This is a genomic window from Arthrobacter sp. UYCu723 (assembly GCF_054059215.1).
In genome coordinates this window covers 73,936-98,849 of the sequence record NZ_JBSSBW010000002.1, presented here as the reverse complement: position 1 = coordinate 98,849, position 24,914 = coordinate 73,936, and the positions used below count along the sequence as shown (strand labels likewise).

Here is a 24,914-nt window from a genome sequence, read left to right as displayed (position 1 = left end):
CATGATCATCGCTCACGATCTCGGCACGACGGGCAACAAGGCATCCCTGCACGAGGCTGACGGAACCCTCCTCAGGGCCGTCACCATCAGCTACGAGCCGCACTTTGCTGCCGGCGGCCGCGCCGAGCAGGATCCCGATGTCTGGTGGAACGCGGTGGTCCAGGCCACGCGGAAGCTGCTGGCCGAGACCGGCGTTGATCCGGGGTCGGTGCAGGGCCTCGTGGTCGGCGGACAGATGATGGGAGCCGTGCTCCTCGACGGCGACTACGCGCCGGTCCGGGCCGCCCTGATCTGGGCCGACCACCGGAGCGTCGCCCAGTCCGACGAACTGGCCGAAGCCTTCGACGAGCAGGAGGCCTACGCCATGCTCGGTCACCGGATCAACCCCACGTATTCGCTGAGCAAGGTCATGTGGGTCCGGGACAACGAACCCGAGGTCTTCAGCCGCGTCCGCCACGTCTGCCTCGCCAAGGACTACGTGGTGCACCGGCTCACCGGGCGGCTCGCAACGGACCACTCCGATGCCTCCGCCACGAACGCCTACGACCAGACCACCGGAACCTGGTCCGAACGGATGCTGACCGCCGCCCGGATCGATCCCGCACTGTTTCCCGAAATCCTCAAGTCCACCGACGTCGTCGGCCCCCTCACGGCCGCGGCAGCGGCCGCCACCGGCCTCAACACCGCTACATCGGTGGTGATGGGCGGCGGTGACGGCCCGGTGGCAGCCGTGGGCGCCGGCGTCGTCTCCGAGGGCGACCAGGCGTACGTCTACCTTGGCTCCTCCTCGTGGGTGCAGATCGTCACGGCCGCGCCGCTGATCGACCCGCTCCGCCGGACCATGACGTTCGACCACGTCATCGACGGGAAGTACGTCCCCACCGCGACTATGCAGGCCGGCGGAGCGTCCCTCCAGTGGGCCGTCGGACTGTTCGCCGACCGCGGCGAGAAAGACCGCTTTGACCGGCTCATTGCCGAAGCGGCCGGCGCAACCGCGAGCGAGTCGGGACTCTACTTCCTGCCGCACCTGCTCGGCGAGCGCTCTCCATACTGGAACCCCCAGGCCGCGGGGGCCTTCGTCGGCCTCGAGATGCACCACGGCCGAGCTGACATGATCCGGTCGGTCCTTGAAGGCGTGGCCTTTAACCTGGGGACCTGCGTCAACGCCTTCAACGAGGCCGGGGCAGCCATCAGTCGGATCGACGCCATCGGCGGGGGTGCGGCCAGCGACACCTGGCTGCAGATCATGGCCGACGTCTGGGGCGTGACCGTCCGGCGGCGGAGCATCGTCGAAGAAGCCAATAGCCTCGGCGCCGCCGTGACCGCCAGCGTGGGACTCGGACTCGTGGACGACTTCAGCGTCGCCCGGGAGCTGTCCCGGGTGACCGCCGAGTTCCAGCCCGACCGCGAAGCGCACGAACGCTACGCGGCCAGCCACCAGACCTTCCTCGATGCTTACGGCCAGCTGGAACCGTGGTTCCCGACCCGTCGGGGGAAGCACTGATGCCGGTCATCCTCGTCACCTCCCGCTCCTTCTCCTCCGGCGAACAAGACCTGGTCTCCCGGCTGGAAGGCCGCGGCTACACCGTCCGGCGGGGCCCCGCGGACCACTCCCTGGACGCCATCGGCGCCGATCTGGCCGTGGCGGAAGGGTGGATCGCCGGAACAGGCGAGGTCACCGCAGCCCATCTGGATGCGGCGCCGCGGCTGAGGGTCCTGGCCCGGTACGGGGTGGGTTTCGAAGCCGTGGACGTCCAGGCCGCAGCAGCGCGGGGCGTGGTGGTCACCAATACCCCCGGCGCCAATTCCAACGCCGTCGCCGAGCACGCCCTGGCCCTGATGCTGGCCGTCCTGCGCACCGTTCCGGAGGGTGACCGCCGGGTGCGGAACCGGGACTGGTCGGTCATCCGGGGCCGCGAGTTGGGCTCGCTGACCGTGGGCCTGGTCGGCTTCGGCCGGATCGGGCAGATCGTGGCACGCCTGCTCTCCGGTTTCGGTTCCACCGTGTACGCCTCGGACCCTTTCATGGGCCCCGAACTGATCCGGAGCCTCGGCGCCGAACCGCTGGAGCTGGCGGGCATGGCGGCGAAATGCGACGTGATCTCCTTGCACGCCCCGGGCGGGCAGCAGCTCATCGACGCGGCCTGGCTGGCCGGCGCGGCGAAACCGCTCGTCCTGGTCAACACCGCCCGTCCGGAACTCGTAGATGAGGAGGCGGTCGCCGTCGCCCTGCGCACCGGAGTGCTCGCAGCCTTCGCGGCGGACACCCTGCGCGGCGACACGAGCGGGCAAGACTCCCCCGTGCTTGATCCGCAGCTCGCGGCGCGGGTGGTCATCACTCCGCACTTCGGTGCGCAGACCGTTCAGGCCGTCGACGGCATGGGATCCATCGCCGTGGACAACCTGCTTGCCGTCCTGGAAGGGCGGACGCCGCCCAACCCCGTCAGCCCGACTCCTACGAAAGTGAACTAATGGCCGACCTTCTCAAACTCAGGCAGACCGGGATCCTCGCCGTCGTGCGGGCCCCCAGCACCGAGAGCGCCATCCGCGGCGCCGCCGCCCTGCTGGAGGGGGGTGTGACCGGACTGGAGATCACCTATTCCACCCCGGACGCCCCCGCCGTCATCCGCGCCCTGCGCGCCGAATACGGCGACGGGATCTATCTGGGCGCCGGCACCGTGCTCACCCGTGCCCAGGCCGAGGACGCCGTCGACGCGGGCGCGGAGTTTCTGGTCAGCCCCGGCACCGTCGCCGAGACCGTCACGGCAATGAAGGCCACCGGATCCCTCGTCATGGCCGGCGCACTGACGCCCACCGAGATTCTCACCGCAGTGGGCCTGGGTGCCGACGTCGTCAAGATCTTTCCCGCCTCCCTCGGCGGACCCTCCTACTTCCGGGCGCTCCGCGGCCCGCTGCCGGACGTGCCGCTGATGCCCACCGGAGGGGTCACCCCCGGCAACATCGGCGAATGGTTCGACGCCGGAGCCGTCGCCGTCGGCGCCGGCTCCGACCTCTGCTCCACCGCCGACCTCGCTGCCGGACGGTATGACCTGGTCCGCGAGAAGGCCCTCAACTTCAGCGCCGCATTGGAAAGGGCGATGGCATGAACGGCTACATGGGATTTGTCGGCGTGACCACCTCGGGATCCTCGATCATGAAGATATTTCCAGAGTGGGCGCGGATCCTTCAGCTGCCGACCGACCGGCTCTCCGGCCACGACCTCCCCCTGGGGGCTAGCCGGGAACAGTACCGCGAGCTGGTCACCCGGATCCGCGACGACAAGAACCACCGCGGCGCGCTGGTCACCACCCACAAGATGGACCTGTACCAGGCGGCCCACGACCTCTTCGACGAGATCGACGAGTTCGGCCGGCTCTGCGGCGAGATCTCCAGCATCTCCAAACGGGACGGCCGGCTGATCGGCCACGCCAAGGACCCCATCACCGTGGGCCTGGCCCTTGAGGAATTCTTGCCGCCGGGCCACTTCAAGGAAACCGGCGCCCACGTCATCTGTCTCGGCGCCGGCGGCGCCGGGACCGCCCTGAGCTGGTACCTGGCCGGTCACACCGACGCGCCCGAGAAAATCGTCTGCACCGACACCAGCCCGGTCCGCCTCCAGCACCTGGCCGACGTCCACGCCCGAGGCCAGCTCCCAGCCGGTCTTTTCGAGTACCGGCTGAGCGAAGGCCCTGAGGACACCGCGCGCGTGATGGCCGAAGCCCCGGCGGGCAGCCTCGTGGTCAACGCCAGCGGCCTCGGCAAGGACCGTCCGGGATCCCCTGTCCCGGACGGCGTCGACTTCCCCCGGGACGCGATCGTGTGGGAGTTCAACTACCGCGGCTCCCTGGAGTTCCTGGCCCAGGCCCGCGAACAGGCGGAACGCCGGCAGCTCACCGTCGTTGACGGCTGGCGTTACTTCATCCACGGCTGGAGCCAGGTCATCGCCGAGGTATTCGACGTCGAACTCACCGACCAGCTGCTGGACCAGCTGGCCGAAGCAGCGGCCAGCGCGAGATGAGTTTCGTCCGCACCGTCCTCGGAGACATCGAGCCGGAGTCGCTCGGACCGACGAACTACCACGAGCACCTGTTCCAGTCCTCTCCTCTGCTTCCCGGGGACGAGCTGGACGACGAGCTGCTTTCCGGCCGGGAGGCAGCCTTGCTGCGCGGCGCCGGCATGGCGGCGATGGTGGAGGCGACCCCGCTCGGCCTGGGGCGCAATCCCGCGGCGACGGCACGCATCGCCGCCGCAACCGGGCTCCACATTGTCGCCACCACCGGTGCCCACCGGGAGGCCCACTACCCCGCGGAGCACTGGCTCCGCGGGGAACGGGAAGAGAACCTTGCCCGGCGGTTCACCGCCGAGCTCACGGCAGGCTGCGGGACACCCGAAGAGTCCGCGGAACCTTTGGCGGAATCTTCCGGCCCCGGCCCGGCTCCGGTGCGCGCGGGGCTGCTGAAGGCCGGGATCGGCTACTGGTCCATCACGGCCTTTGAACGCCGCGTGCTGGCGGCCGTAGCGGTGGCCCACGCCGTCACGGGCGCCCCCGTCATGGTGCACCTGGAGTTCTGCACGGCAGCCCACGAACTGCTCGACCTCCTGGCTGCCGCCGGCGTCCCGGAGTCCCGGGTGATCCTGGCCCACGCCGACCGCAACCCCGACGCCGGGCTGCACCTCGAGCTGGCCTCTCGCGGCGCCTACCTGGGCTATGACGGCATGGCCCGCCCTAAGGGCCGCACGGATTCCGAGCTGATCACCCTCGCCGGGCAGGTCATCGCCGGCGGCGGCGGAAGCCGCCTGCTCCTCGGCGGCGACGTCGCCCGCCGCACCCGGTACGTCTCCTACGGCGGAATGCCCGGCCTGGCCTACCTCCCGAAGCGCTTCGTTCCGCGGCTGGCGGACCGCGTCGGCGCCGCCGCTGCAGAGCGGATCCTGGTCGACAACGCCGCCCGGGTGCTGCAGTGGCACACCGGCCCCGAGCCTGGCTAGGCTCGCGGGCGACGATCCGGCCATCGGGTTTGCCATTTGGCACGGTCATGTCATGGGCCGGCTGGCCGGGTGCCGCGGAAATCCAGCCAGGCATCTCAGCGATGCACACGAAGAGGCCCCGGAGAAATCCGGGGCCTCTTCGTGTGAATGCCTGTTACAGCACTCCTTAGTGATGAAGCAACCTACTGGTAAAGCACAGCGGCGATCTTGGCGTCGTCCATGTTGTTCTTGTCGTACCAGTAGAACGGGGTGTCGGTGACCTTCGGCAGGGACTTGCCCTTGGAGGCGTCAATCGCGGCCTGCACCGTGGCGGCACCCATGCCGATCGGATCCTGCGTGATAGCGCCGGCCATCAGACCGCTTCGGATCGCGTCAAGCTGGGCCTTGCCGGAATCGAAGCCGATGACGGTGAGCTTGCCTGGCTTGAGACCAAGTTCGGTGACGGCGTTGACGATGCCGACGGCCGAGCCTTCATTGGTGCCGTAGAGACCCTTGAGGTTCGGGTGGGCCTGGATCATCGCCTTGGCGATGTCAGCGGACTTCAGGTGGTCGCCGTCGCCGTACTGGACGTCGACAACCTTGATGTCCGGGTACTTGGCCTTCATCGCGTTCAGGAAGCCGTCGCGGCGCTCCACACCGGTGCTGTTGATCTGGCTGTGGCCGACGACGGCGACCTCGCCACTCTTACCGATCAGCTCAGCCATGTGGTCGGCCGCCATTGCGCCGGCATCCATGCTGTTTGTCTTGGAAAGGTTCACCGGGTAGTCGCTCTTGCAGCCGGCATCGAACTGGACCACCGGAATGTTGGCGGCCTTCGCCTGCTCCATCGCCGGGACACAGGCTTCCGGGTCCAGCGCGGCATAAGCGATCGCCGTCGGCTTCTTATCGATAGCGGCCTGGAGCATCTGCAGCTGCGCATCGATTTCGGTTTCGGCAGCCGGGCCCTCGAAGGTGACCTTGACGCCAAGCTCCTTGGCTTTGTCCTCGGCACCCTTCTTCACAGCCTGCCAGAACTGGTGCTGGAAGCCCTTGGAAATCATAGCTACGTACGGGGTACCGCCATCGCCCCCTCCGCTGGGGGTCGCGCTGCCGGAGCCGCCGCCGCAGGCTGTCAAGGAGAGAGCTGCGGCGAGGACGCCCGCCGCGAGGGCCTTTTTACCGAGTTTCATGTAGATCTCCATCCAGTGAGCGGGCCGGCAACATTGCCGCCCTTGACCATTGTTGTTGGTTTCAAACGTTAAGTACAGGTAGATACAAGTTATTTTTCGAACTAATTTTCCCGTGATCCTGCCGCCCGCCTAGTGGCGGCGCTACGTGCCCCGCCTAAGCCTCCCGGCGGCGGCGCAGCGAGTCGGTGAAGACCGCCACGAGGATCACGATTCCCACCACGACCGTCTGCCACTCGGTCTGCACCGACATGATCCGCAGGCCGTTAATCAGAACGCTCATGATGAGGGCGCCGATGAGGGTGCCCAAGACCGAACCCCGGCCGCCCAGGAGCGAGGTTCCGCCGATGATGACGGCGGCAATGGCCTGCAGCTCGTAGCCGGATCCCAGCTGCGGCTGCGCAGAGTCGAGGCGGGCCGCGATGACGACGCCGGCCACACCGGTGAAGATGCCCGCGACCGTGTAGACGAGGATCTTCCACTTGCCGGTGTTGACGCCGGAAATTTTGGTCGCTTCCTCGTTGCTGCCAATCGCGAAGGTGTAGCGGCCCATCAGCGTCTTGCCAAGCACCAGGTACGCCGCAATGCCGGTCAGGAGCAGGATCAGGACGGCGTTGGGCAGGCCCGGGATGAGCTGGCCGAGGGCGATGTCCTTGAAACCCTGGACCTTGCTGAAGTAGATCGGCCGCACGCCGGAAAGGACCAGGGCCAGGCCCTGGGCGATCAGCATCATGGCCAGGGTGGCAATGAAGGGCGGAAGCTTCAGGATGGAAACATTCAGACCGTTGATCAGGCCCATCAAGGCGCCCGTCGCGATACCGCCGAGCACGCCAATGACCAGCGGGAACTGGAGGTTGACCAGCAAGAGGCCCGTGACCACCGAGCACAGCGTCATGCCCGTTCCGATCGAGAGGTCAATTCCTCCGGTGATGATCACCAGTGTGGTGCCGAACGCCAGGATGCCGATCACCGCAGTTGACAGCAGAATTCCGGAGATGTTCGTCCAAGTGAAGAAGTTACTGCTGGCCAAGGAGAAGAAGGCAAGCAGGACGATCAAGGTTCCGAATGCCAGCGACTGCTGCAGCCGCTGGCGCAGGAAGGATCCCCGGAGTGATTCGCGCTTGTCCGCGCCCTCGGGCGCCTCCGTGCGCGGTACAGACTTTATTTCGCTCATTTTTCCGCTCCCTGCTGCTCCACCCGTGTGGCGTAGTCCATGATTGTTGCTTGATCAGCACCGTCGCTGTCGATTTCCCCGGTGATGCGGCCTCCGGCCATGACCATGATCCGGTGGGACAGCCGGAGAACCTCCGGCAGTTCCGAGGAGATCATGATGATCGACTTGCCCCGCGCCACCAGGTCGTTGAGCAAGCGGTAGATTTCTTCCTTCGCACCGATGTCGATGCCGCGCGTCGGCTCATCGAAGATGAGGATGTCGCAGTCGCGGGCCAGCCACTTGGCGATGACGACCTTCTGCTGGTTGCCGCCCGAGAGGTTCTTCGTGGTCGCAAACATCGACGGCGTCTTGATCCGGAGCGAGTCAATGTATTTCTGTGAGGTGCCCTTGCCCGAGCCCGACTTCATGAACCCGACCGGATTCGTGTAGTTGCCGAGCGAGGACAGCAGGATGTTGGTGTTCACGTCCCGGTCCAGCAGAAGGCCCAGGCTCTTGCGGTCCTCGGACAGGTAGCCGATCCCGTACTTAACGGCGTCGGCAGGCTGGCCGATCCTCACTTCCTTGCCGTTGACGAAGATCTGCCCTGCGGACATCCGGTCCGCGCCGATGATGGCCCGGGCCAGTTCGGTCCGGCCCGCCCCCATCAGTCCGGAGAATCCCAGGATCTCACCGCGCCGCAGTTCGAAGCTGACATCCTTGAGCAGCTTCCGCGTGCTGAGGTTTTCCACCCGCAGGACGACGTCGTCCGCGTTGTCCCGGCGGACGTTTTCCGGTCGGGCGTTCTCGTCGATCTCACGGCCCACCATCAGCTTGATTACCTCGTGCTGGTTGGCGGTCGCGGTGTCCATGGTGGCGATGTACTTCCCGTCGCGGAGGATAGTGATGCGGTCGGTGATCCGCTTCAGCTCCTCCATCCGGTGCGAAATGTAGATCACGCCGACGCCGCGGTCGCGGAGGTCACCGATCAGGCGGAAGAGGGTCTCGGTTTCCGAGGTGGTGAGGGCCGACGTCGGCTCGTCCATGATGACGACCTTGGCGTCGAAAGACAGCGCCTTGGCGATCTCCACCATCTGCTGTTTCGCTACGGTGAGGTTCTCGACCAGGTCGGTCGGGGCGAATTCCTTGATCCCGAGCCGGCCGAGCAGTTCGGCGGTCTGCCGGTTCAGTTTTCTTTCGTCCAGCAGAAGGCCGCCGAGGCGCCTCGGTTCGCGGCCGATGTAAATATTCTGGGCCACCGTAAGGTGGGACATCAGATTCATTTCCTGATGGACGATGATGATGCCGAGCTCCTGGGCATGCCGCGGGCCGTCAATCTGGACCGGAACGCCCTCGAGGTAGATGGTCCCGGCGTCCTTTTGGTAGATGCCGGACAGGATCTTCATCAGACTGGACTTTCCTGCGCCGTTCTCGCCGACCAAAGCGATAACCTCGCCCTTATGGACGTCGAAGTGGACATCACTCAGAGCCTGGACGCCGGGAAAGCTTTTGCTGATCCCTTCGACCTTCAGTAGTGGTTCACCCACTGTTCACCTACTTCTTCGGAGATAACGCTGATGCCTTGCGGCCGGTACTCGTGGATTTCGGACGACGGCCGGCACACTGCCGGCCTCAACTTGTATTGTGATGTATCTATCGTCGGCCCATAACTATAGTAAGGTCAAATATGATCCAAAACACACCCTTTGGTCGGATGTTTAGCAATCGTTATGGGAGAAACATATGATGATTGGCTGCCACAGCCTGGTCTGGAACGGCTCGCTGGACCCGATTTCTTTCGCGAAGTCAGCGCGCATGACGTCGGAAGCGGGCTTCGACTTGCTGGAAATCCCGCTCATGGACCCCTGGTCCTTCGACCCCAAGCAGGCCTCCCGCTCCCTCAAGGAGCATGGGCTGGCCGCCACCGCCTCGCTGGGCCTGACGGCGCAGAGCGACCTCAGCAGCGAGGATCCGTCCGTGTTCGCAAGGGGCGAAGAAATCCTGAACAAGTGCCTGGAGATCGTGCATGACCTCGAGGCGGACTACCTGTGCGGCGTGATCTACAGTGCCATGCGGAAGTATTCCAGGCCCGCCACCGAGGCCGGCCGGCGCAATAGCGCCGAGGCGTTGCGGCGGGTCGCGGAGCGCGCGGGCGAACTCGGCATCCGCCTCGGCTTGGAGGTGGTCAACCGGTACGAAAGCAACCTGCTCAACACCGGCCGGCAGGCCTTGGCGTTCATCGAGGAGATCGGCCACCCCAACGTCTACCTGCATCTGGACACCTACCACATGAATATCGAGGAACCGGACCTGCTGAGCCCTGTGCTCGCGGCGGGCGACAAGTTGGGCTACGTGCACATCGGAGAGAGCCACCGCGGCTACCTCGGGTCCGGCAGCGTGGACTTCGGCGCCTTCTTCCGCGGCCTGGCCCTCGTTGGCTACGACGGCCCGGTGGTCTTCGAGTCCTTCTCCTCCGCCGTAGTGGACGATCACCTGAGCAACACCCTGGGCGTGTGGCGCAACCTGTGGGACGATTCGGCCGATCTGGGCGCCCACGCCAACGGCTTCATCCGCAGCCAGCTGACGTCGGTCGCCTCCATAGAAAAGCACTAAACATCTGACCTATAAGGACTAACATATGACAAACGAGGGAGACGACGGCCGAGAAGGCGTCATCATTGTCGGAAGCATCACTGCGGACGTCACGACTTTCTCAAAAAGACTGCCCAAAAGAGGGGAAACCATCCTCGGCGAGGAGTTCACCCTGCTGCTGGGCGGTAAAGGCGCCAACCAGGCCGTCGCGACAGGACTCGCCGGTGCGCCCTCCTTCATTGTGGGGTGCGTGGGCAACGACCTCTTCCGGCCGCTGGTCACAGGAGGGCTGGAGGACTACGGCGTCGACACCAGCGAACTGCGCGTGGTCGAGGCCCCTACCGGGATCGCGCACATCAGGGTGGACGACTCCGGCGAAAACGACATTGTGATGGTGCCGCTAGCCAATGACCATCTGGGGCCGGAACAGATCACCGCCGCGATCACCCGGCTGGCGCCCAGGGCGTCGGTACTGCTGACCCAGCTGGAAATCCCTCTGGAAGCTGCCGCACACGCGGTCCGGGCCGCCCGGGCCGCCGGCCTGACGGTCATCCTGGACCCGGCGCCGGCCGCCGCACTGGACCAGCGGACCTGGGCGAGCGTGGACTACGTGACGCCCAACGAGACGGAGGCGAGCCTGATCACCGGAATTCCGGTCACGGACCAGACCAGCGCCATTCGCGCCGGGGAATGGTTCCTGGCGCAGGGAACCGGAGGCGCCATCATCACCCTCGCCTCCGCCGGGGCAGTCCTCGTCACCGCCGACCGGCAGGCCGTCTTCGAGTCCTTCCCCGTCACCGCGGTGGACACCACGGCCGCCGGGGACGCGTTCTCCGGCTACCTCGGTGCTTCCCTCGCCGCCGGCCTGCCCATTGACGACGCGATCCGGCGCGCGATGGCCGCGGGCGCACTGGCGGTCACCAAGAAGGGGGCCTCCCCCAGCCTGCCCTCCGCTGCAGACGTCGAGCTCTTCCTTTCCGACAACGACCCCAGCCACTAGGAGTACCCGCATGAGAAAGAACCACGGAATCCTGAACGGACAGCTCTCGCGCATCGTTTCCGAGACCGGACACACAGACACCCTCGCGGTCACTGACGCGGGCCTGCCCATCCCCGCCGGCGTCGAGCGCGTGGACCTGGCCTACTTCCCCTCCGAACCACCGTTCCTCAATGTCCTCGATGCCGTGCTCGCGGAGGTTGTGATCGAAGGTGCGACCCTCGCCGAGGAGCTCCGCGAAGCGAGCCCGGCGATGCTGGCCCAGATCCTGGAGCGCCTCGAGGCGGCAGGCGTCGTCCCGGAGTTCGTCCCGCATGTCGAGTTCAAGGCGAAGACGGCCGCGGCCCGCGCGGCCGTGCGCTCCGGCGAGTTCACCCCATACGCAAACGTCATCCTGCATGCCGGCGTCGCCTACGGCCCCGGCAAGGACTAGGAGGACCGATGCATTTCTATTTGGACACGGCATCCCGGGCCGAGGCCGAACCGCTGTTGGGCAGCGGCCTGTTCGCGGGCCTGACCACGAACCCCAGTATCCTCGCCGGAGCAGGGCTGCCAAACGGACAGATTCCCGAGCTGGTTGACTGGGCGGGCGCGGCCGGCGCCGGCACGATATTCGTCCAGGCCTGGGGTTCCACCCGAGCCGAGCTGGAGGACCGTGGCGCCTGGATCCACTCGCTGGGCAACAATCTCGTGGTGAAAGTTCCCGCCACCGCCGATGGCGTCGCGGCAGCCAGGGCGCTGGCGACCAGGGGCGTGCGGGTGCTGGTCACGGCCGTCTACGCGCGGGAGCAGGCGCTGCCCGCCATGGCCGCCGGCGCAGAGTTCCTGGCCCCGTACCTGGGCCGGATGAACGACGCGGGCCGCGACGGGACCGGAGAAATCGCAGCCATCCAGCAGTGCATCACCGCCGGAGCCTCGCCGCTGAAGCTCCTCGTGGCAAGCCTGCGGGAGACGGCCCAGATCTCGGCGCTGGCACAGCTGGGGGTCTCACATTTCACCCTGGCACCGGCCACATGGCACAAGTTCTTTTCGGATCCGCTGACGGCCGCCGCCGTCGAAGTTTTCGAAGCCGAATCCGCGCGGATGAGCGTGAACAGCTAGGACCGGGGCCGGTCCTGTTTGGCTGGCAATGAGCGCTTGAGCCAGTGCTCGACGCCGCTGACGTGGACGATCGTGAGCGCCCGGGCCAGGTCGGCATCGTGGTTCGCCAGGGCGTCCGCGATCGCCCGGTGCTCTGCGAGCGTCCGGGCGACAGCGTCTTCCTGGGTCAGCGCGCGCCACACCCGTGCCCGTACGGTGCGGCTGTTGAGGCCGGAAAGCAGGCCGGCCAGATACGAGTTGCCCGAGGCCTCTGCAATCAGCGCATGGAAGTTCAGGTCATGTTCGACCAGGTTTTCCGCGGAGTCGACGTCGACGTCGTCGATCTCCTTGTGGAGCAGCGCGAGCTGCTCCGGCGAGATTGCCTGCGCCGCGAGCGACGCCGCAGAGGCTTCCAGGATCCGCCGCACCTCGAGCAGTTCAAGGACCGACGAATCACGGCTGAGGTCGACCATGAACGCCACGGATTCCTTCAACAGGGCCGGCTCGAGGCTCGTGACATAGGTCCCGTCACCGCGCCTGACATCCAGTACCCTAATGGTTTCGAGGGCCTTCACGGCCTCCCGCAGGGAACTGCGGGAGAGCCCCAGCTTTTCACTCAGGTCATTTTCCGGAGGGAGTTTGTCTCCGGGCGACAACTCGCCGGTGAGAATCATGTCCTTGATTCTGGCGATCGCATCATCCGTTAGGGCCATTCACCCAGCATAGTTCACCGCCGGAATGACCCGATGCAGCCCATCCCGGACCGGGCACAGAGGCAAGGAGCAGCGTGGAACCCATCATCCGCAGCCAGGAGATTGAGCTCGAGGCGGTCTTCTGGGATCTCGACGGCACGCTGGTGGACACCGAACACCACTGGACGGCGGTGCAGACAGAACTGGTCCAGAGCTTCGGCGGAACCTGGACCGAGGCCCAGGCCCTGTCGATCATGGGACGCTCCCAGGCGGATTCGATCAAGGCCCTGCAACGCGCGGGCGTTCGCCTGTCCTTCGAAGAGATCGCCCGGCGGGTCACGGCCGGCGTCCGGGACCGCATCAGCGAAAGCGTTCACTGGCGTCCCGGTGCCGCGGAGCTGCTGGCCGGCCTCCGGGCACACGGCGTGCCGTGCGTGCTCGTGACCATGTCCCACCGCCACATAGTTGGCGACATCCTGAACCACTTTCCGGCCACCAGCTTCGAGTTAGCCGTCACCGGGGACATGGTTTCGCAGGGCAAGCCGCATCCCGAGGCCTACCAGACCGCGTTCCGCCACCTCGAACGCACCCGGCCGCGGCTGTCCAGCCGGCGCGTCCTAGCCATCGAGGACTCGCTGCCCGGAACCCGCGCGGCACGGGCAGCCGGACTGCCGACGCTCGGTGTTCCGCACCTTGTGCCGCTGGCCGCCGCCGACGGGCTGACCATCTGGCCCACCCTGGAAGGCCGCGGCGTCCCTGACCTGCACGCGATCATCGCCGCTTCGGGCCACGCCCGCGCCGAAGGGGCCCAGGACTGAGAGCGCCTAGTATGCGATTGCCGCCACTGGGGTCAGCCAGCTGAGCTGCGAGCCATCTTCTTCGATGAGGCCGCCCAGCTCGGCGTTGAAGATCTTGCTGTGCTCCGCGGCGATGTGCGCCTGGAACGCCACCTCGTCGCGGTAGATCTCATACACAAAGTAGGCATTCGGATTTCCACGACGGGTATGCGGGTCAAAGACGAGGTTTCCACTCTCCCCGCGGACCCTGGCAGTCAGCTCGGCCATCATTTCCGCGACCCGGTCCTCCGAACCGTTTTTGACCGTAAATTCAGCGTACAAAGCAACAGGCACTGGCCTTCCTCTCCCTCGGTGGATCCGACTCTAGCCGTCCGAGCGGCCATACCGAGGCTGCAACGCCGCCGCCCTCCCAGGCGCCCGGCGTCGGGTCTTTGATGTCCGGCCCGGGCGCCTGCTAACTAAGTGAGCGGCGCATCAGCGAAATATTCAGGCCCAAAGAGAGGAAGAGGAACGACCGGGGGCGGTCCCCCTCTTTCGTACCTGGGAGTCTCAGCGTTCGAGTCCTCCGCGTTCCAGTAGCCGACCCTTGCCGCTCTGCTTGGAGATCTTTGATGTCTTCGCCAGCGACGGTTTCTGCGCAACAGCAGCCGAGGGGTGGGTGCCCTGGTGCTTGTCTGCCAGGAGCCGTGAGTTTACGGCTTCACGGTCGCCCTTGCCTTCCAGGCCTTGGGCCAGCTGCTGGCGTCGTTCGGCGGAGTCCCACGCCGGTACGCTTCTATCTGCCCGGTCCTGTCGGTTGGCGCCGGCAACTGCTGCGCCGGCCACTACTTCATCGGTGCGCGCGGCCGAGGCTTTGGTCCGTTCACTTTCGGCCTCAAGGCGGGCCTGCTGTGCCCGGGCAAGGGCCTCGGAAACGGACGCTTCGTCGGCGCCGGTGTTGTTCACGTCGATGCCGTAGCGGGCCTGCACTTGCTCGCTGATCTTCTCTGCTGCCTGGGCAGCTTCGGGGTCGTAGGCCTTCCATGCCGTGGCGGTCTCGTGGACGCGTTCGATCATCTCGGGGGTGGCTTTGTCCCACCAGTCCTCGCGGGCCACCGGCGCCAGCTGGGCCCGGGCTGCTGCACGCTGGGCGTCGAAGCGTTCCTGCAGCTGCCGCGCTTGGTGTTCTTCGGCGGCGGCGATGGTGCGCTGGTCCTGTTCGCGCATCGGGGCTTGAGGACCAATGCTCGGGAAAGTCACGCTAAGCCGGTGGGGCCAGGTATTAGAGGTTCTGGCCGGTACCGCTGTTACGCCGGGTCACCGGGCTGGGGTGGGGCGTCGTCCGATGCTTGTTTTGTTTAGGTGGCCGTAGATCGTGGAGCGCGGGACCTGAAGCAGATCGGCGATGCGTTGAACGGTGTGGTCCCCGGCGTCGTAGAGCTGTTGGGCGTGGTGGGCCTGGTCGGGGGTGAGTTTGGGGCGTCTTCCTCCGGTTCGTCCGCGGGCGCGGGCGGCCGCGAGGCCGTCGCGGGTGTTGGCGATGATGAGTTCTCGTTGGAGTTCGGCGAGGACGGAGAGCATCCCGAACATTGCCCGACCTTCCGCGGTCGTGGTGTCGATGCCTTGCTCGAGGACACGTAATCCCACACCACGTTCCCGGAGATCTGCGCCGAGGGTGACGAGGTGGAGTACCGACCGGCCGAGTCGGTCGAGGCGGGTGATGACGAGCTGGTCACCGGCCCGGTTGGCGGAGGCGAGGGCCTTGTCGAGCTCGGGCCTGCTGGCTTTGGCACCGCTGGCGTGGTCGAGGTAAATGTTGGCCGGGTCGACGCCGGCGCGGGCGAGGGCGTCCGTTTGGTGGTCGGGGTTTTGGTCGGCGGTGGAGACGCGCGCATATCCGATCAACATGTGTCGATAATACCCGTACCGCAGGGTTTGCCGACGTTGATTTCCGGCGCGGGTTTTTGTGACTGTTAGTTGGCAATGGCGGTTTTTTCACAGTTCGGTTTGGCGGTTCTAACTGATTCCGATGACGAGGGTTGAGCGTGCGGCCTCAACGACGTCGTCGGTGATGGTGCTGAGTTCATTGATTTTCATGACCCGTTCGATTTGGGTGAAGAGCCGGTCGATGAGGCGGAAGTTGCCTCGGGTGATCCGGGCGACGGCGGCGATGGCTTGGGCATCGGTGAAATCTTCGGGGTTCAGGGTCTGGCCGAGTTTGTGCCATCGGCGCTCGAGGACGAAATTCAGTTCTTCCTGTGCGAGTGGGCGGTATTCGTGGGCGAAGCCGACCCTGCTGTAGAGCTGTGCGTAGCGGCTGAACAATTTTTCAATCCCGGGCATGCCGATGAGGATCAGGGCTATGTTGTCCCGGTCGTAGCGGTCGCGCAGCAGTTCCAGCGCGGTGGCGTTGAGCCGCTCAGACTCGTCAATGATGAGCAGCTCGACATATTTGTTGACGCGGGTGTGGGGCCCTGTCCCCTTGCCAATGTCTGACAGGTGTTGGTCCACGCAGATCGACACGCGTGAGTTGGTGTGCTCGATATCCGCGTGGATCTGTTTGGGTGTGGTGAGCACGGCGGGGGTGTAGAAGACGGTGCGTGAGCGGGCGAGTGCGGCGTAGACCTGGTGATCGGATTCTTCCCGGGGTCCCCACTCCTCCAGGAGCTTCTGCGCCTTGTGCCAGTTCGCGTAGCGTCTGGCGGAGAGCGTCTTTCCGATCCCGGCCTGTCCGTAGCAGATGCCGATCGTATGCTGGCGGCGCACCGCGTCCGCGAACTCCACAAACCGGCGGTGCTCCTTGGTGGCAATGAAGCTTTGTATTGTCATCGGTCATCCTCCAGGTAGGTGCGTAGCTTCGGGCGCTTCTTGGGTTGATCAACAGGGGCCGGGGCGGGAGCCGGTTTCGCTGATGCCAGGTCCGGCAGGTGCCGGGCCACGACGGCGATGCGCTGGTTGATTTGTCCGCGCAGTTCCCTGCGGCGCGCCGATCGTGCGGCCTGGATGTCCTTCAGGGTGAGGGTGGAGGTTTCGTGGTCGGGGTCCACGGCTTTGCAGATGAACTGGTTTTTGTGGAAGACGCGGATCTCGGTCACGTCCCGCGGGTCGTAGCGGACAACGACGGGTTCGCGGACATAGGCGGCCAGCAGGGGCGAGACGTATCTGAGTCCTTGGAAGTGCACGCCGTCGCGGTGGACGATCCGGGGTTTGGCCACGGTCAACAGGAGCAGGTTCAGCTCGTCCATGGATGCCGGAAGCCGGGGCAGCCAGCCATCACCTACCCAGGCATCATGCGGTGTTGTCCTGATCTCGGGGTGCTCGCGCTGGTGGTAGTCCTCCGAGATGAAACGGCTGATCGCCGTGTCCAGCTCCTTGAGTGTCAGTACCGGCGCCGGGTGCGGGTGCCCGCGGGCCAGGCGTCCGGGCAGTTCGGCCAGCAGCTCCGTATTAATGGTGCCGTAGAACCGTTCGATCTTTCCCCGCCCTTGGGGTCTTGCGACCGTTGAGTAGGTGATTTCGAAGTGCAGGTCCTTCGCGGTTTGGGCCAGGTGATGGCTGGTGAAGTCTGAGCCGTGGTCGACGTAGAGAACGTCGGGGATCCCGCACATCGGCCACCCTGTGCCGGCTTTGGGCCAGATTCCCTGCCGCAGTGCCAGCGCGGTGTTCAGGGCGGACGGTGCTCCAAGGAAGAGCATGTAGCCGCAGATCGCGCGGGAGTAGTCGTCCATGATCGTGGTCAGCCACGGACGCCCGGGTTTAAGGTTTGCGTCCAGGACAAGGATGTCCAGTTCGGTGTGGTCTGTCTGCCAGATGGCATTGGGGCGTTCGGCCCGGTGCCGCCAGGCCAGTTCATAGGTGTCCCGGTAGGCGGCCGTTCCCTTCTGGGCGAGCATTCTCATGCCGGGGTCAAGGCCCGTGGTGATGGAGCGGACCGTGCTGTAGGAGAGGGGCGGCCAGTCGTGGCCGGCGGCGACGCGGTTGGCTTTGCGGGCGATGGCAGCTATAGGCAGAGGCGGTTTCACCAGGGCCAGACCTTCAATGAGTGCGACTAGCTCGGGGGTGCTCCTGCGTCGGGTGGTCCCGCGGTTGGCTGTGGCCAGTCCGTCGATGCCGTCGCGTTTGTGGGCCGCGTGCCAGCGTTGCAGTGTCCGAAGCCCGATGCCTTCGTGTGCCGCGAGGGTCGTCAGCGGCACGCCCTCTTCGATATGCCGGCGCAGGATCTGCCAGCGCACCAACGCTGTCTGATCAGGCATGGAGGCAGTGTCCCCGGTGAGGGTGCCGCTGCCTCCGGCCGTCACCGGACTGTTTTCTGTGTGGCTGTTGAACGCCGCCGCGGCGCAGCAGGGGCCGGCTCGCGCCGGAGTGCCCGGTAAACGGTGGTCCGGCTGACGCCCAGAACCTCGCCGATTTTCTCGACCGTCATATCCTTCTGCTCATACATCCGGCGGGCGGTCCGGAGCTTGTCCTTCGTCAGCAACTGGGGCCGGCCACCAACGCGCCCGCGCGCCCGCGCAGCCTGAAGGGCTGCGTTGGTCCGCTCACGGATCAGATCCCGCTCAAATTCGGCCAGTGCCGCGAACACGTGAAAGACAAGACGTCCGCCTGAAGACGTAGTGTCGATTGCCTCCTGCAGGGACCGGAACCCAATGCCACGCTCTTGAAGATCGGCCAGCTGGTCGATCAGATGCCGGATGGACCTGCCGAGCCGGTCCAGCCGCCACACAACCAGCGTGTCCCCGGGCCGGAGCTGATCCAGAACCTTCGTCAGTTCAGGCCGGGACTCCAGAGACCCGGAAGCCGTGTCGGTGAAGATCCGGTAGCAACCGGCAGCCTTCAACGCATCCTGCTGCAGAGCCGCGTCCTGATCACCGGTCGATACACGGGCATAGCCCAACAGATGTCCCATGCGCCCAAATGTACCAATACCCGTCAATTAGCAGAAGAACCGGCACATAGAAACCGGCACAGAGTTTCGCTACAAGAATCGCGGGGGCATTGAATCTCTTTGTGTCATTTTCAGAAGTCGTCTGCACTGAATGTCAGAAGTCCTCTGCACTAAAGCCATTGGGCGGCAGAGTGCCGTGGCCGAAGTGACCTTAGTGCAGAGGAGTATCGAGCAGAAGCGGCGTTAGTGCAGAGGAGTATCGAGCAGCCAGTGTTCAGAAGTCATCCGCACTACCCCCGAAATCACGGGGAAGTCAGTGGCAGTCAGCTTCTGAAAATGACGGAGGCGGGGTCGGCGCCCCGCAGGCGGGATCGCCTATCGCATCAGCTGGTAACCTGTCGGACCTTGAACACGATCGAGTCGAAGACGGTGCGTGCTTCTCTGGTCAGCTCTGGATTGATCGATTCGTGGAATTGAACCACCCAGAACATGGCGCGCTGGCCGTTCAGGTTGACCACCCGGTAGGTTTCCCGCTCAGCGGCGGTCGAGTACCAGCGGGTGCATAGGTTCGAGTATTCTGAGTGAACGCAAAACTGACCGTTGTCGCAGGCTTTGATGTCCACGTCGCCCTCGACGGAGTGGTCGAACTCGACACCGGAGTAATCGCCCACCACGACCTCGACGGGAGGGGTGCTGGACGTTGACGTCTGGGCCGTCATCGCGTCGACGAAGGCCTTAGCCGACGGATTGACCTCGACGAGCGCGCCCTGCCACGCGCATGCGTCCGTCGGCACATGGTCGGAGGGCCACCAACCCACGAAAACCGCCATATCATCCGGGTGATCCGGGTCGTCCTTTCCCAGGCCATCGCCGTCGGCCGACCAGCCGTCTGGGACGGTGATCTCGAAATTCTCTGCGAAGCTGGTGACGAGGTATGTACCAGCGTCGATGTCGCCGCTGTCCGGCAGCGGTGAAACCGTGGGCAGCGGTGGGACCGTGCGAGCCTCCGTAGTCGATGCGGGGGGCGGCGTCTCGGTAGTCGATGCGGGGGGCGGTGCCTCGGTGGCGGTGCAAGCCGAGAGGCCGACGGGCCCGAGTAGTCCGACGGACAAGATCGATGCCAAGGCTATAGCGCGGCGTAGCAGCGAGGACATGGAGGCCTCCAAGGGCGAGCTTTGTGATGGGCACGTTACGCCCACGTGTCAGCGGCTACAAGGGGTAGGTACTAAGCCTTGATCCACCGATGTTGATTGGGGCTACGTCGGCGTTTTAAACCGAGAATGGCCGCCTTTTCAAGGAAAATGAAGTTTGTCTAGAACTCATTTTTCACCGAAAAGAGGCCATCTCGTAGATGCAAGTTTCCCACAAACCATCCGCGGTGTCGGTTTCCTTTGACGAGCCCAATCTCGTGTCGGCTGCCGGGCTGCTGCCGGTCATGACGCTGGCCCGGGACGCCGGGCTGCACGAGCTCGCCCAGGACTGGCTGACGGTGCCGACGGATAAGGGCGCGAACGCCGGGCTGAAAGTCGCTTCCCTGGTCGCCGGGATGGTCGCCGGGGCAGACTCGATTGATGACATGACCCTGTTGCGCCACGGCGGGATGAAGCGGCTCTTCACCGCCTGCTACGCGCCCTCGACCCTGGGCTCGTTCCTGCGGTCCTTCACGTTCGGGCACGTGCGCCAACTGGACGCTGTCGCCTCCCGTTTCCTGGCCGGCCTGGGGACCCGGGCCCCGCTGCTCGGGAGCCCCGGGGCGGAGGACTTCGTGTTCGTCGATGTTGACGACACGATCATCGAGGTCCACGGCTACGCCAAGCAGGGTTCCGGCTACGGGTACTCCGGGGTCCGCGGCCTGAACGCCCTGCTGGCCACGGTCTCCACCAAAGACACCGCCCCGGTAATCGCGGCCCAGCGGCTGCGCAAGGGCGCGGCGAACTCGGCCCGCGGAGCCAAACGCCTGATCACCGATGCCCTGTCCACGCTCAAAGGCCTCCAGACCGGAGGGCAGAGTCGCGGGCGGGTGCTCTGCCGGTTCGATTCGGCCTTCTATGGCCATGCAGCGGTTTCCGCCGCGCTGGCCGGCGGGGCCGAGGTCTCGGTGACCGTGCGCATGGACCCGGCCGTCAAACGGGCTATCGCCGGGATCCCGGAGACGGCATGGGAAATGATCGAATACACCGACGCGGTCTTCGACGAGACCACCAACACCTGGGTCTCGAAGGCTGAGGTCGCCGAAACCGTGTTCACCGCGTTCTCCTCCCGGAAAAAGGCCGAGCAGGTCACCGGCCGGCTGGTGGTGCGCCGCATCCCGGAACTGAACAAGAAAGCCAGCGACGGACAACCCACCTTGTTTGAAACCCATCGGCACCACGCGTTCTTCACCACCGTGGACGCCAAGGTTCTGGACACTGTCGCCGCGGACCAAACCCACCGCAAACACGCTCAGATCGAGCAGGTGAACGCCGATCTGAAGGACAGTGCGCTGGCTCATATGCCCTCAGGTGTTTTCGCGGCGAACTCCGCCTGGCTGGTTGCCGCGGTCATGGCCTATAACCTCACCCGCGCCGCCGGGCTCCTCGCCGCAGGCCCCTTCGGCAAGGCCCGGACCGGCACGATCCGCCGCAAACTCATCCACGTCCCGGCCCGCATCGCCACCAGCGCCCGGAAAATCCGGCTTCATCTCCCCGAAGCCTGGCCCTGGCAAACAGCATGGCAGGGCCTCTTCGAGCACCTCTACCCGCCGCCACAACCGGCCTGAACCCACACCAACCAGCCACACGGCGCAACCAGGACCACCAGTGGAACACCCCGACAGCGAGGCCGGATGATCCACCATGCCCAAACACCTCACCGCAGCCAGCCCGGAATTACGCCCGGGACCGGCTGCCGATCGGTGGATCAAGGCTAAGGCCATGAGCCCGCTTCAAGGTTCTGGGAAGACCGGAATACCCGCCGGCGACTGTGGTCATCCCCGCTGGTTCGCCACGAATCCAGCCCCCCTGTGCCTGAAAAGCCGCTCTCGGGACTGTTGGTGAGATGCCCCGCAGAGGTGTGCTCCCCATTGAATTGGTTCTCTTAAACGAAGGATTTCAAGAACACCTTGAAATCGAGAATGACGGCGCTTCCCGTGCGGAGCCGGAAAGCCACGCCGTTCTGCGGGAAACCGCCATTGTGACGAAAAGCCGCCCCAGGGCCCATGGTTCTCATAAATAGTTCTCGAAACTGTACAGTCGAGCCAGGAGCCCGAATCGAGTTTTGAGAAGAGAAACCCATATGGCCGCACACCGTATCGGCTACGCCAGAGTCTCCACACGGGACCAGAATCTTGACCTCCAGCGCGATGCGCTGCGGGCCGCAGGATGCGACCGCATCTTTGAAGACACGATGAGCGGGGCCAAGGCCGGCCGCCCCGGTCTCGCCAAGGCACTGGATGCGCTCCGGGAGGGCGATACCCTCATCGTCTGGAAGCTGGACCGTCTCGGCCGGAGCGTAAAAGACCTCCTGGACTTCGCCAGCAGCCTGAACGAAAGCGGCATTGGTTTTATCAGCCTGACTGACGCTATCGACACCACGACCGCTTCCGGGCGCTTCTTCTTCAACGTGATGGCATCGCTGGCCCAGATGGAACGGGAGCTTATGGTCGAACGTACCCAGGCCGGCCTGCGGGCGGCGAGGGAACAAGGCAGGGTCGGTGGCCGCAAACGCGTCATGACGGATTCCAAAATCCGCTCCGCACGAAAGCTCCTCAGCGAGGGCACGCCGCCCAAGGAAGTCGCCAAGAACCTCGGCGTCTCTGTACCTACCCTCTACCGCTGGGTCCCGGCAACGAAGACCGTCAAGGTTTCAACTCCGTAGCTGCTGCTGTTGGTGCACGAGACTTCTGAACATTTGGATGACGGTGCACAGGACTTCTGACAACCCGATGTCAACAGTCCTCTGCACCCGCCCCGTACTTCCGCGGGATCCAGTGCAGCCGACTTCTGAAACCGACACTTTGATGAGTTGGCTCATTTGTAGCAGATACGGTCGTTTTTGAATCAGGACGGAAGAGAGCGGGTGTGGGTGGCTTAGCCTCGATGAAGCGATACGGGACCGCCGAGAGAAATAATTCTCTCCAGACGGAATTATATTTCTGTCCGGACGGAATTTAGTGTTGTCTGGTAACTACATTTTCCCAGGAGCACTTTTCGTTGTTTAAACACACCCCGACGAGCGCCACCTCATGAAAAACCGAGGCTAGGCGTCCCCAGGTCAAGATCGACGACGGAAATCACCGCTCCTGTATGCCCTGCTCGATACTGCGTTGGTGGTCGGTCTGATGGAGGCAACCACGTATGGTCGTCGCGACATCGGACACCACTCAGTCGAAGGCGAGAAGCCACGGCGAATTCAATTCGTCCCCTCAGACAGCATTCCGACTGGGATACCGTCCTGTCACTGGTATCCGTGACCTCCATCTTCAGGTGCTACTTCTAGTCCGGGCGGGACACCAAGAGTCGAATCGCGCCCTCGGAACTTCGACCAACCACTCAGGAGGTCCGTTAGGAGTCAGGTCCGATATGACACGTTCCCGGTTAAAACTGCCGCGAGTTACCCCGCTACTGACTCCGTCACGCGAGTACAAAAAAATTATATGGAAATTACTAGGTCTCCAGTGGGATTTGCGGTTAGGATCACAGCGTATTCGAACGGGCCGGTCCGGCGCAGACAATTCTATTGGCGGATCATGCTTCGCTTTGCTGATAAGTTGCGTACGCGGCTGGCCATGTCTTTCTTGGTCTGCATGTCACTCATGCTGGACGGGAGCCACCCCGCAGCAGCCATTGTGAACACCACGACAGGATAAATCTTTTACAACTTCGGGGGAGAAATATGAAACGAATACTGGTTGCATTCATGGGAGCGCTCGCGCTAGTGGCTGCGGGGCCTCTCGCCTCCGCCCAAGCCACCGACTCCAGCGTCACGCCCACGCAGGTTCAGACCGGGTTCTCGGTCTCGGCCTACGGATCCTACATTGTCAATGCCGACAAATCCCTCGTTTCGGGTCCGACGGCCTACTCGCTCATCTCATGCACCTCGGCCACCGGCAAAACGTCCACCAACAACGCTGCGGCCGTGAATGTCCCAGCAGTCGGTACGGTCGGTGTCGCCACGACAAGCGTCAGGACGCTCCTGACGACCACGGGCAAACGGGCCGAAGCGAGTTCGACGGTAGCAGGGGCCAACCTGCTGGGTGGACTGATCACAGCCGGCGCCATCACGTCCGAGAGCTCGGCCGACAAGAGCACCGCAGGCACGTTCTCGGGCGCCAACAAGACGACGATTGCCAACCTCAAGGTACTGGGTCTGCCAATTGGCGTTAACCCGGCCCCCAACACCATCATCGACCTCAACGTCCCGCCGCTTGGCTCGGTCGGCACGATCACGCTCAACGGTCAGGAGAAAAGACTGGTCAACGGCACGTATCAGGTGTCGACCACCGCTGTGCGGGTCCAGATCCTCAAGGCCGGCCTGCCCGGTCTTAAGGTCGGCACGGATATCCGACTCGGCGTCAGCACGGCCCGGCTCACGCCACCGCAAGCCGGCTACCTCACGGGTAGTGGCTTCAGCACCAAGGCGTCACTGCTGAACGGCCTGGTGGGATCCGGCGCAACGGCCTACGTTCCGGTGAAGTGCGCAGGCGGAACCAGCACGGCAAACGTTGCCGGAGCCACCATCCCTGGTGTCCTGACCGCGGGTGCGGCCACGACCAACACCACGGGAACACTGACGCCAACGCTCAAGGCCTCCGTGACCAACACGCTCGCGGGTTTGAACGTCCTCGGTGGTTTGATCACGGTCGACGCCATCAAGGCGGAAACCTCGGCCAGCCGGGCTCCCTCGGGCGGCTCAGTGACCCTGACCGATACGTCGACCTTCACTAATCTGAAGATCAAGGGGTTTGCCGGGATCAACGCCTCCGTTGCCCCCAATACGGTGGTTCAGGTGCCGGGACTCGGCCAGGTCACGCTGCACAAGGTGGTCAAGACGTCCTCGAGCGTCACGGTCACCATGATCGAGATCATCCTGAACCAGGCTCGCGGCTCCCTGCCGACGGGCTCGAAGATTCAGATCGGTTACTCCAGCTCGGGCGTGCGCAGCTGATATGTAGTGCTCGTCTGTCAAGGGCGGGGTGAAGGGGTCCCGGTCTGGGTTTGAACTGGTCCCCGAAGTTGGAGTGGCTAGCAAGACCTTGAGCCGCGAGGGTCTGAGCACGGTATTGCACCGGGCTCAGACCCTCGAGCTTTGTCGAGATTCTTTCGGTGTTGTACCAGCGGATGTATTCCTTTTGCTGCGCTGCCAGTGCGTCAGTGCTGAGGAATCGGACGTGGTGGAAGAGCTCTTCCTTGAGGTGTCCGAAGAAGTTTTCCATCACAGCGTTGTCGTAGCATTGCCCTTGCGGGACATCGATTGGACGGCGCCGGCGCTGATCAGAAGAGTCCGCCACGAGACATGCTGGTACTGGAAGCCCTGGTCTAAATGAAGAGCGGTTTCTGCCCGCACTCGAGCGCTGTCAGAGCCATGCTCAATGACGTGTTTTCGGAGGG

At 64.6% G+C, this 24,914-nt stretch carries 25 protein-coding genes; 13 read left to right on the top strand and 12 right to left on the bottom strand.

Translation table 11 applies throughout. The features are described 5' to 3' along the window. The first annotated feature begins 1 nt into the window (after position 1). From xylB to ACVWZ8_RS22660, 5 genes are read left to right on the top strand one after another with little or no spacing between them, the layout of a single operon-like run. Positions 2-1,504 (top strand): xylulokinase, encoded by a 1,503-nt coding sequence (gene xylB / locus ACVWZ8_RS22680; RefSeq protein WP_456506079.1) that lies wholly within the window; start codon positions 2-4, stop codon positions 1,502-1,504. Next, on the top strand, positions 1,504-2,472 hold the full coding sequence (locus ACVWZ8_RS22675; protein ID WP_456506078.1) for a 2-hydroxyacid dehydrogenase: 969 nt from the start codon (positions 1,504-1,506) through the stop codon (positions 2,470-2,472). Before xylB ends, ACVWZ8_RS22675 begins: the two co-directional genes overlap by 1 nt. Next, on the top strand, positions 2,472-3,107 hold the full coding sequence (locus ACVWZ8_RS22670; protein WP_456506077.1) for a bifunctional 4-hydroxy-2-oxoglutarate aldolase/2-dehydro-3-deoxy-phosphogluconate aldolase: 636 nt from the start codon (positions 2,472-2,474) through the stop codon (positions 3,105-3,107). Before ACVWZ8_RS22675 ends, ACVWZ8_RS22670 begins: the two co-directional genes overlap by 1 nt. Further along, on the top strand, positions 3,104-4,018 hold the full coding sequence (locus ACVWZ8_RS22665) for a shikimate dehydrogenase family protein (protein ID WP_456506076.1): 915 nt from the start codon (positions 3,104-3,106) through the stop codon (positions 4,016-4,018). Before ACVWZ8_RS22670 ends, ACVWZ8_RS22665 begins: the two co-directional genes overlap by 4 nt. After that, positions 4,015-4,989 carry a phosphotriesterase family protein gene (locus tag ACVWZ8_RS22660; RefSeq protein ID WP_456506075.1) on the top strand — a complete coding sequence of 325 codons (975 nt, stop codon included), beginning with the start codon at positions 4,015-4,017 and terminating at the stop codon, positions 4,987-4,989. The genes ACVWZ8_RS22665 and ACVWZ8_RS22660 overlap by 4 nt, the downstream gene beginning before the upstream one ends. Positions 4,990-5,171: 182 nt before the next feature. Here ACVWZ8_RS22660 and ACVWZ8_RS22655 read toward each other — a convergent pair whose 3' ends face one another. The 3 genes from ACVWZ8_RS22655 to ACVWZ8_RS22645 form a co-directional block, all read right to left on the bottom strand. Then, positions 5,172-6,158, bottom strand: a complete 987-nt coding sequence (locus ACVWZ8_RS22655) for a substrate-binding domain-containing protein (protein ID WP_456506074.1) — start codon at positions 6,156-6,158, stop codon at positions 5,172-5,174. A gap of 154 nt (positions 6,159-6,312) precedes the next feature. Beyond that, a complete protein-coding gene (locus ACVWZ8_RS22650; protein ID WP_456506073.1) occupies positions 6,313-7,329 on the bottom strand; it encodes an ABC transporter permease in 1,017 nt (338 codons plus the stop codon). Continuing rightward, on the bottom strand, positions 7,326-8,852 hold the full coding sequence (locus ACVWZ8_RS22645; protein ID WP_456506072.1) for a sugar ABC transporter ATP-binding protein: 1,527 nt from the start codon (positions 8,850-8,852) through the stop codon (positions 7,326-7,328). The genes ACVWZ8_RS22650 and ACVWZ8_RS22645 overlap by 4 nt, the downstream gene beginning before the upstream one ends. Positions 8,853-9,048: 196 nt before the next feature. Here ACVWZ8_RS22645 and ACVWZ8_RS22640 point away from each other — a divergent pair, with 196 nt between their 5' ends. From ACVWZ8_RS22640 to ACVWZ8_RS22625, 4 genes are read left to right on the top strand one after another with little or no spacing between them, the layout of a single operon-like run. After that, positions 9,049-9,918: a sugar phosphate isomerase/epimerase family protein gene (locus ACVWZ8_RS22640; RefSeq protein ID WP_456506071.1), complete on the top strand. Its 870-nt coding sequence runs from the start codon at positions 9,049-9,051 to the stop codon at positions 9,916-9,918. Positions 9,919-9,943: 25 nt separating this feature from the next. Then, the gene (locus ACVWZ8_RS22635; RefSeq protein WP_456506070.1) at positions 9,944-10,897 is read left to right on the top strand and encodes a ribokinase; all 954 of its coding nucleotides are present in this window, start codon (positions 9,944-9,946) and stop codon (positions 10,895-10,897) included. A gap of 10 nt (positions 10,898-10,907) precedes the next feature. Continuing rightward, the gene (gene rbsD / locus ACVWZ8_RS22630; protein WP_456506069.1) at positions 10,908-11,327 is read left to right on the top strand and encodes a D-ribose pyranase; all 420 of its coding nucleotides are present in this window, start codon (positions 10,908-10,910) and stop codon (positions 11,325-11,327) included. Between the two features lie 8 nt (positions 11,328-11,335). Beyond that, positions 11,336-11,995, top strand: a complete 660-nt coding sequence (locus tag ACVWZ8_RS22625) for a transaldolase family protein (RefSeq protein ID WP_456506068.1) — start codon at positions 11,336-11,338, stop codon at positions 11,993-11,995. Here ACVWZ8_RS22625 and ACVWZ8_RS22620 read toward each other — a convergent pair. Next, positions 11,992-12,687 carry a FadR/GntR family transcriptional regulator gene (locus ACVWZ8_RS22620; RefSeq protein ID WP_456506067.1) on the bottom strand — a complete coding sequence of 232 codons (696 nt, stop codon included), beginning with the start codon at positions 12,685-12,687 and terminating at the stop codon, positions 11,992-11,994. The two genes, ACVWZ8_RS22625 and ACVWZ8_RS22620, sit on opposite strands and share 4 nt — an antisense overlap. 74 nt (positions 12,688-12,761) lie before the next feature. Between ACVWZ8_RS22620 and ACVWZ8_RS22615 the strand changes: the two genes are divergently transcribed. Further along, positions 12,762-13,484: an HAD family hydrolase gene (locus ACVWZ8_RS22615; RefSeq protein ID WP_456506066.1), complete on the top strand. Its 723-nt coding sequence runs from the start codon at positions 12,762-12,764 to the stop codon at positions 13,482-13,484. A gap of 6 nt (positions 13,485-13,490) precedes the next feature. Here ACVWZ8_RS22615 and ACVWZ8_RS22610 read toward each other — a convergent pair whose 3' ends face one another. The 7 genes from ACVWZ8_RS22610 to ACVWZ8_RS22580 all read right to left on the bottom strand — a co-directional run bounded on the left by ACVWZ8_RS22610 (position 13,491) and on the right by ACVWZ8_RS22580 (position 19,481). Then, positions 13,491-13,796, bottom strand: a complete 306-nt coding sequence (locus ACVWZ8_RS22610; RefSeq protein WP_456506065.1) for a putative quinol monooxygenase — start codon at positions 13,794-13,796, stop codon at positions 13,491-13,493. Between the two features lie 216 nt (positions 13,797-14,012). Further along, on the bottom strand, positions 14,013-14,669 hold the full coding sequence (locus tag ACVWZ8_RS22605; protein ID WP_456506064.1) for a hypothetical protein: 657 nt from the start codon (positions 14,667-14,669) through the stop codon (positions 14,013-14,015). A 90-nt stretch (positions 14,670-14,759) separates the two neighbouring features. Continuing rightward, on the bottom strand, positions 14,760-15,350 hold the full coding sequence (locus ACVWZ8_RS22600; RefSeq protein WP_456506063.1) for a recombinase family protein: 591 nt from the start codon (positions 15,348-15,350) through the stop codon (positions 14,760-14,762). A gap of 108 nt (positions 15,351-15,458) precedes the next feature. After that, a complete protein-coding gene (locus ACVWZ8_RS22595; RefSeq protein ID WP_456503412.1) occupies positions 15,459-16,271 on the bottom strand; it encodes an AAA family ATPase in 813 nt (270 codons plus the stop codon). Beyond that, on the bottom strand, positions 16,268-17,695 hold the full coding sequence (locus tag ACVWZ8_RS22590) for a Mu transposase C-terminal domain-containing protein (RefSeq protein WP_456503411.1): 1,428 nt from the start codon (positions 17,693-17,695) through the stop codon (positions 16,268-16,270). The genes ACVWZ8_RS22595 and ACVWZ8_RS22590 overlap by 4 nt, the downstream gene beginning before the upstream one ends. 41 nt (positions 17,696-17,736) lie before the next feature. Further along, entirely contained in the window at positions 17,737-18,348 is a 612-nt protein-coding gene (locus ACVWZ8_RS22585) for a recombinase family protein (RefSeq protein WP_456503410.1), read from the bottom strand. A 362-nt stretch (positions 18,349-18,710) separates the two neighbouring features. After that, positions 18,711-19,481 carry a hypothetical protein gene (locus ACVWZ8_RS22580; protein WP_456503409.1) on the bottom strand — a complete coding sequence of 257 codons (771 nt, stop codon included), beginning with the start codon at positions 19,479-19,481 and terminating at the stop codon, positions 18,711-18,713. Positions 19,482-19,678: 197 nt separating this feature from the next. On the opposite strand from ACVWZ8_RS22580, the gene ACVWZ8_RS22575 reads away from it, so the two are divergent. From ACVWZ8_RS22575 to ACVWZ8_RS22565, 3 genes are all read left to right on the top strand, one after another. Beyond that, positions 19,679-21,085, top strand: a complete 1,407-nt coding sequence (locus ACVWZ8_RS22575) for an IS1380 family transposase (protein WP_456503408.1) — start codon at positions 19,679-19,681, stop codon at positions 21,083-21,085. 515 nt (positions 21,086-21,600) lie between these two features. Next, positions 21,601-22,182 (top strand): recombinase family protein, encoded by a 582-nt coding sequence (locus ACVWZ8_RS22570; protein ID WP_456503407.1) that lies wholly within the window; start codon positions 21,601-21,603, stop codon positions 22,180-22,182. Positions 22,183-23,199: 1,017 nt separating this feature from the next. Then, positions 23,200-24,471, top strand: a complete 1,272-nt coding sequence (locus ACVWZ8_RS22565; RefSeq protein WP_456506062.1) for a choice-of-anchor P family protein — start codon at positions 23,200-23,202, stop codon at positions 24,469-24,471. Here ACVWZ8_RS22565 and ACVWZ8_RS22560 read toward each other — a convergent pair. Then, entirely contained in the window at positions 24,389-24,814 is a 426-nt protein-coding gene (locus tag ACVWZ8_RS22560) for an IS3 family transposase (RefSeq protein WP_456503405.1), read from the bottom strand. The genes ACVWZ8_RS22565 and ACVWZ8_RS22560 overlap by 83 nt on opposite strands. Positions 24,815-24,914: the final 100 nt, after the last annotated feature.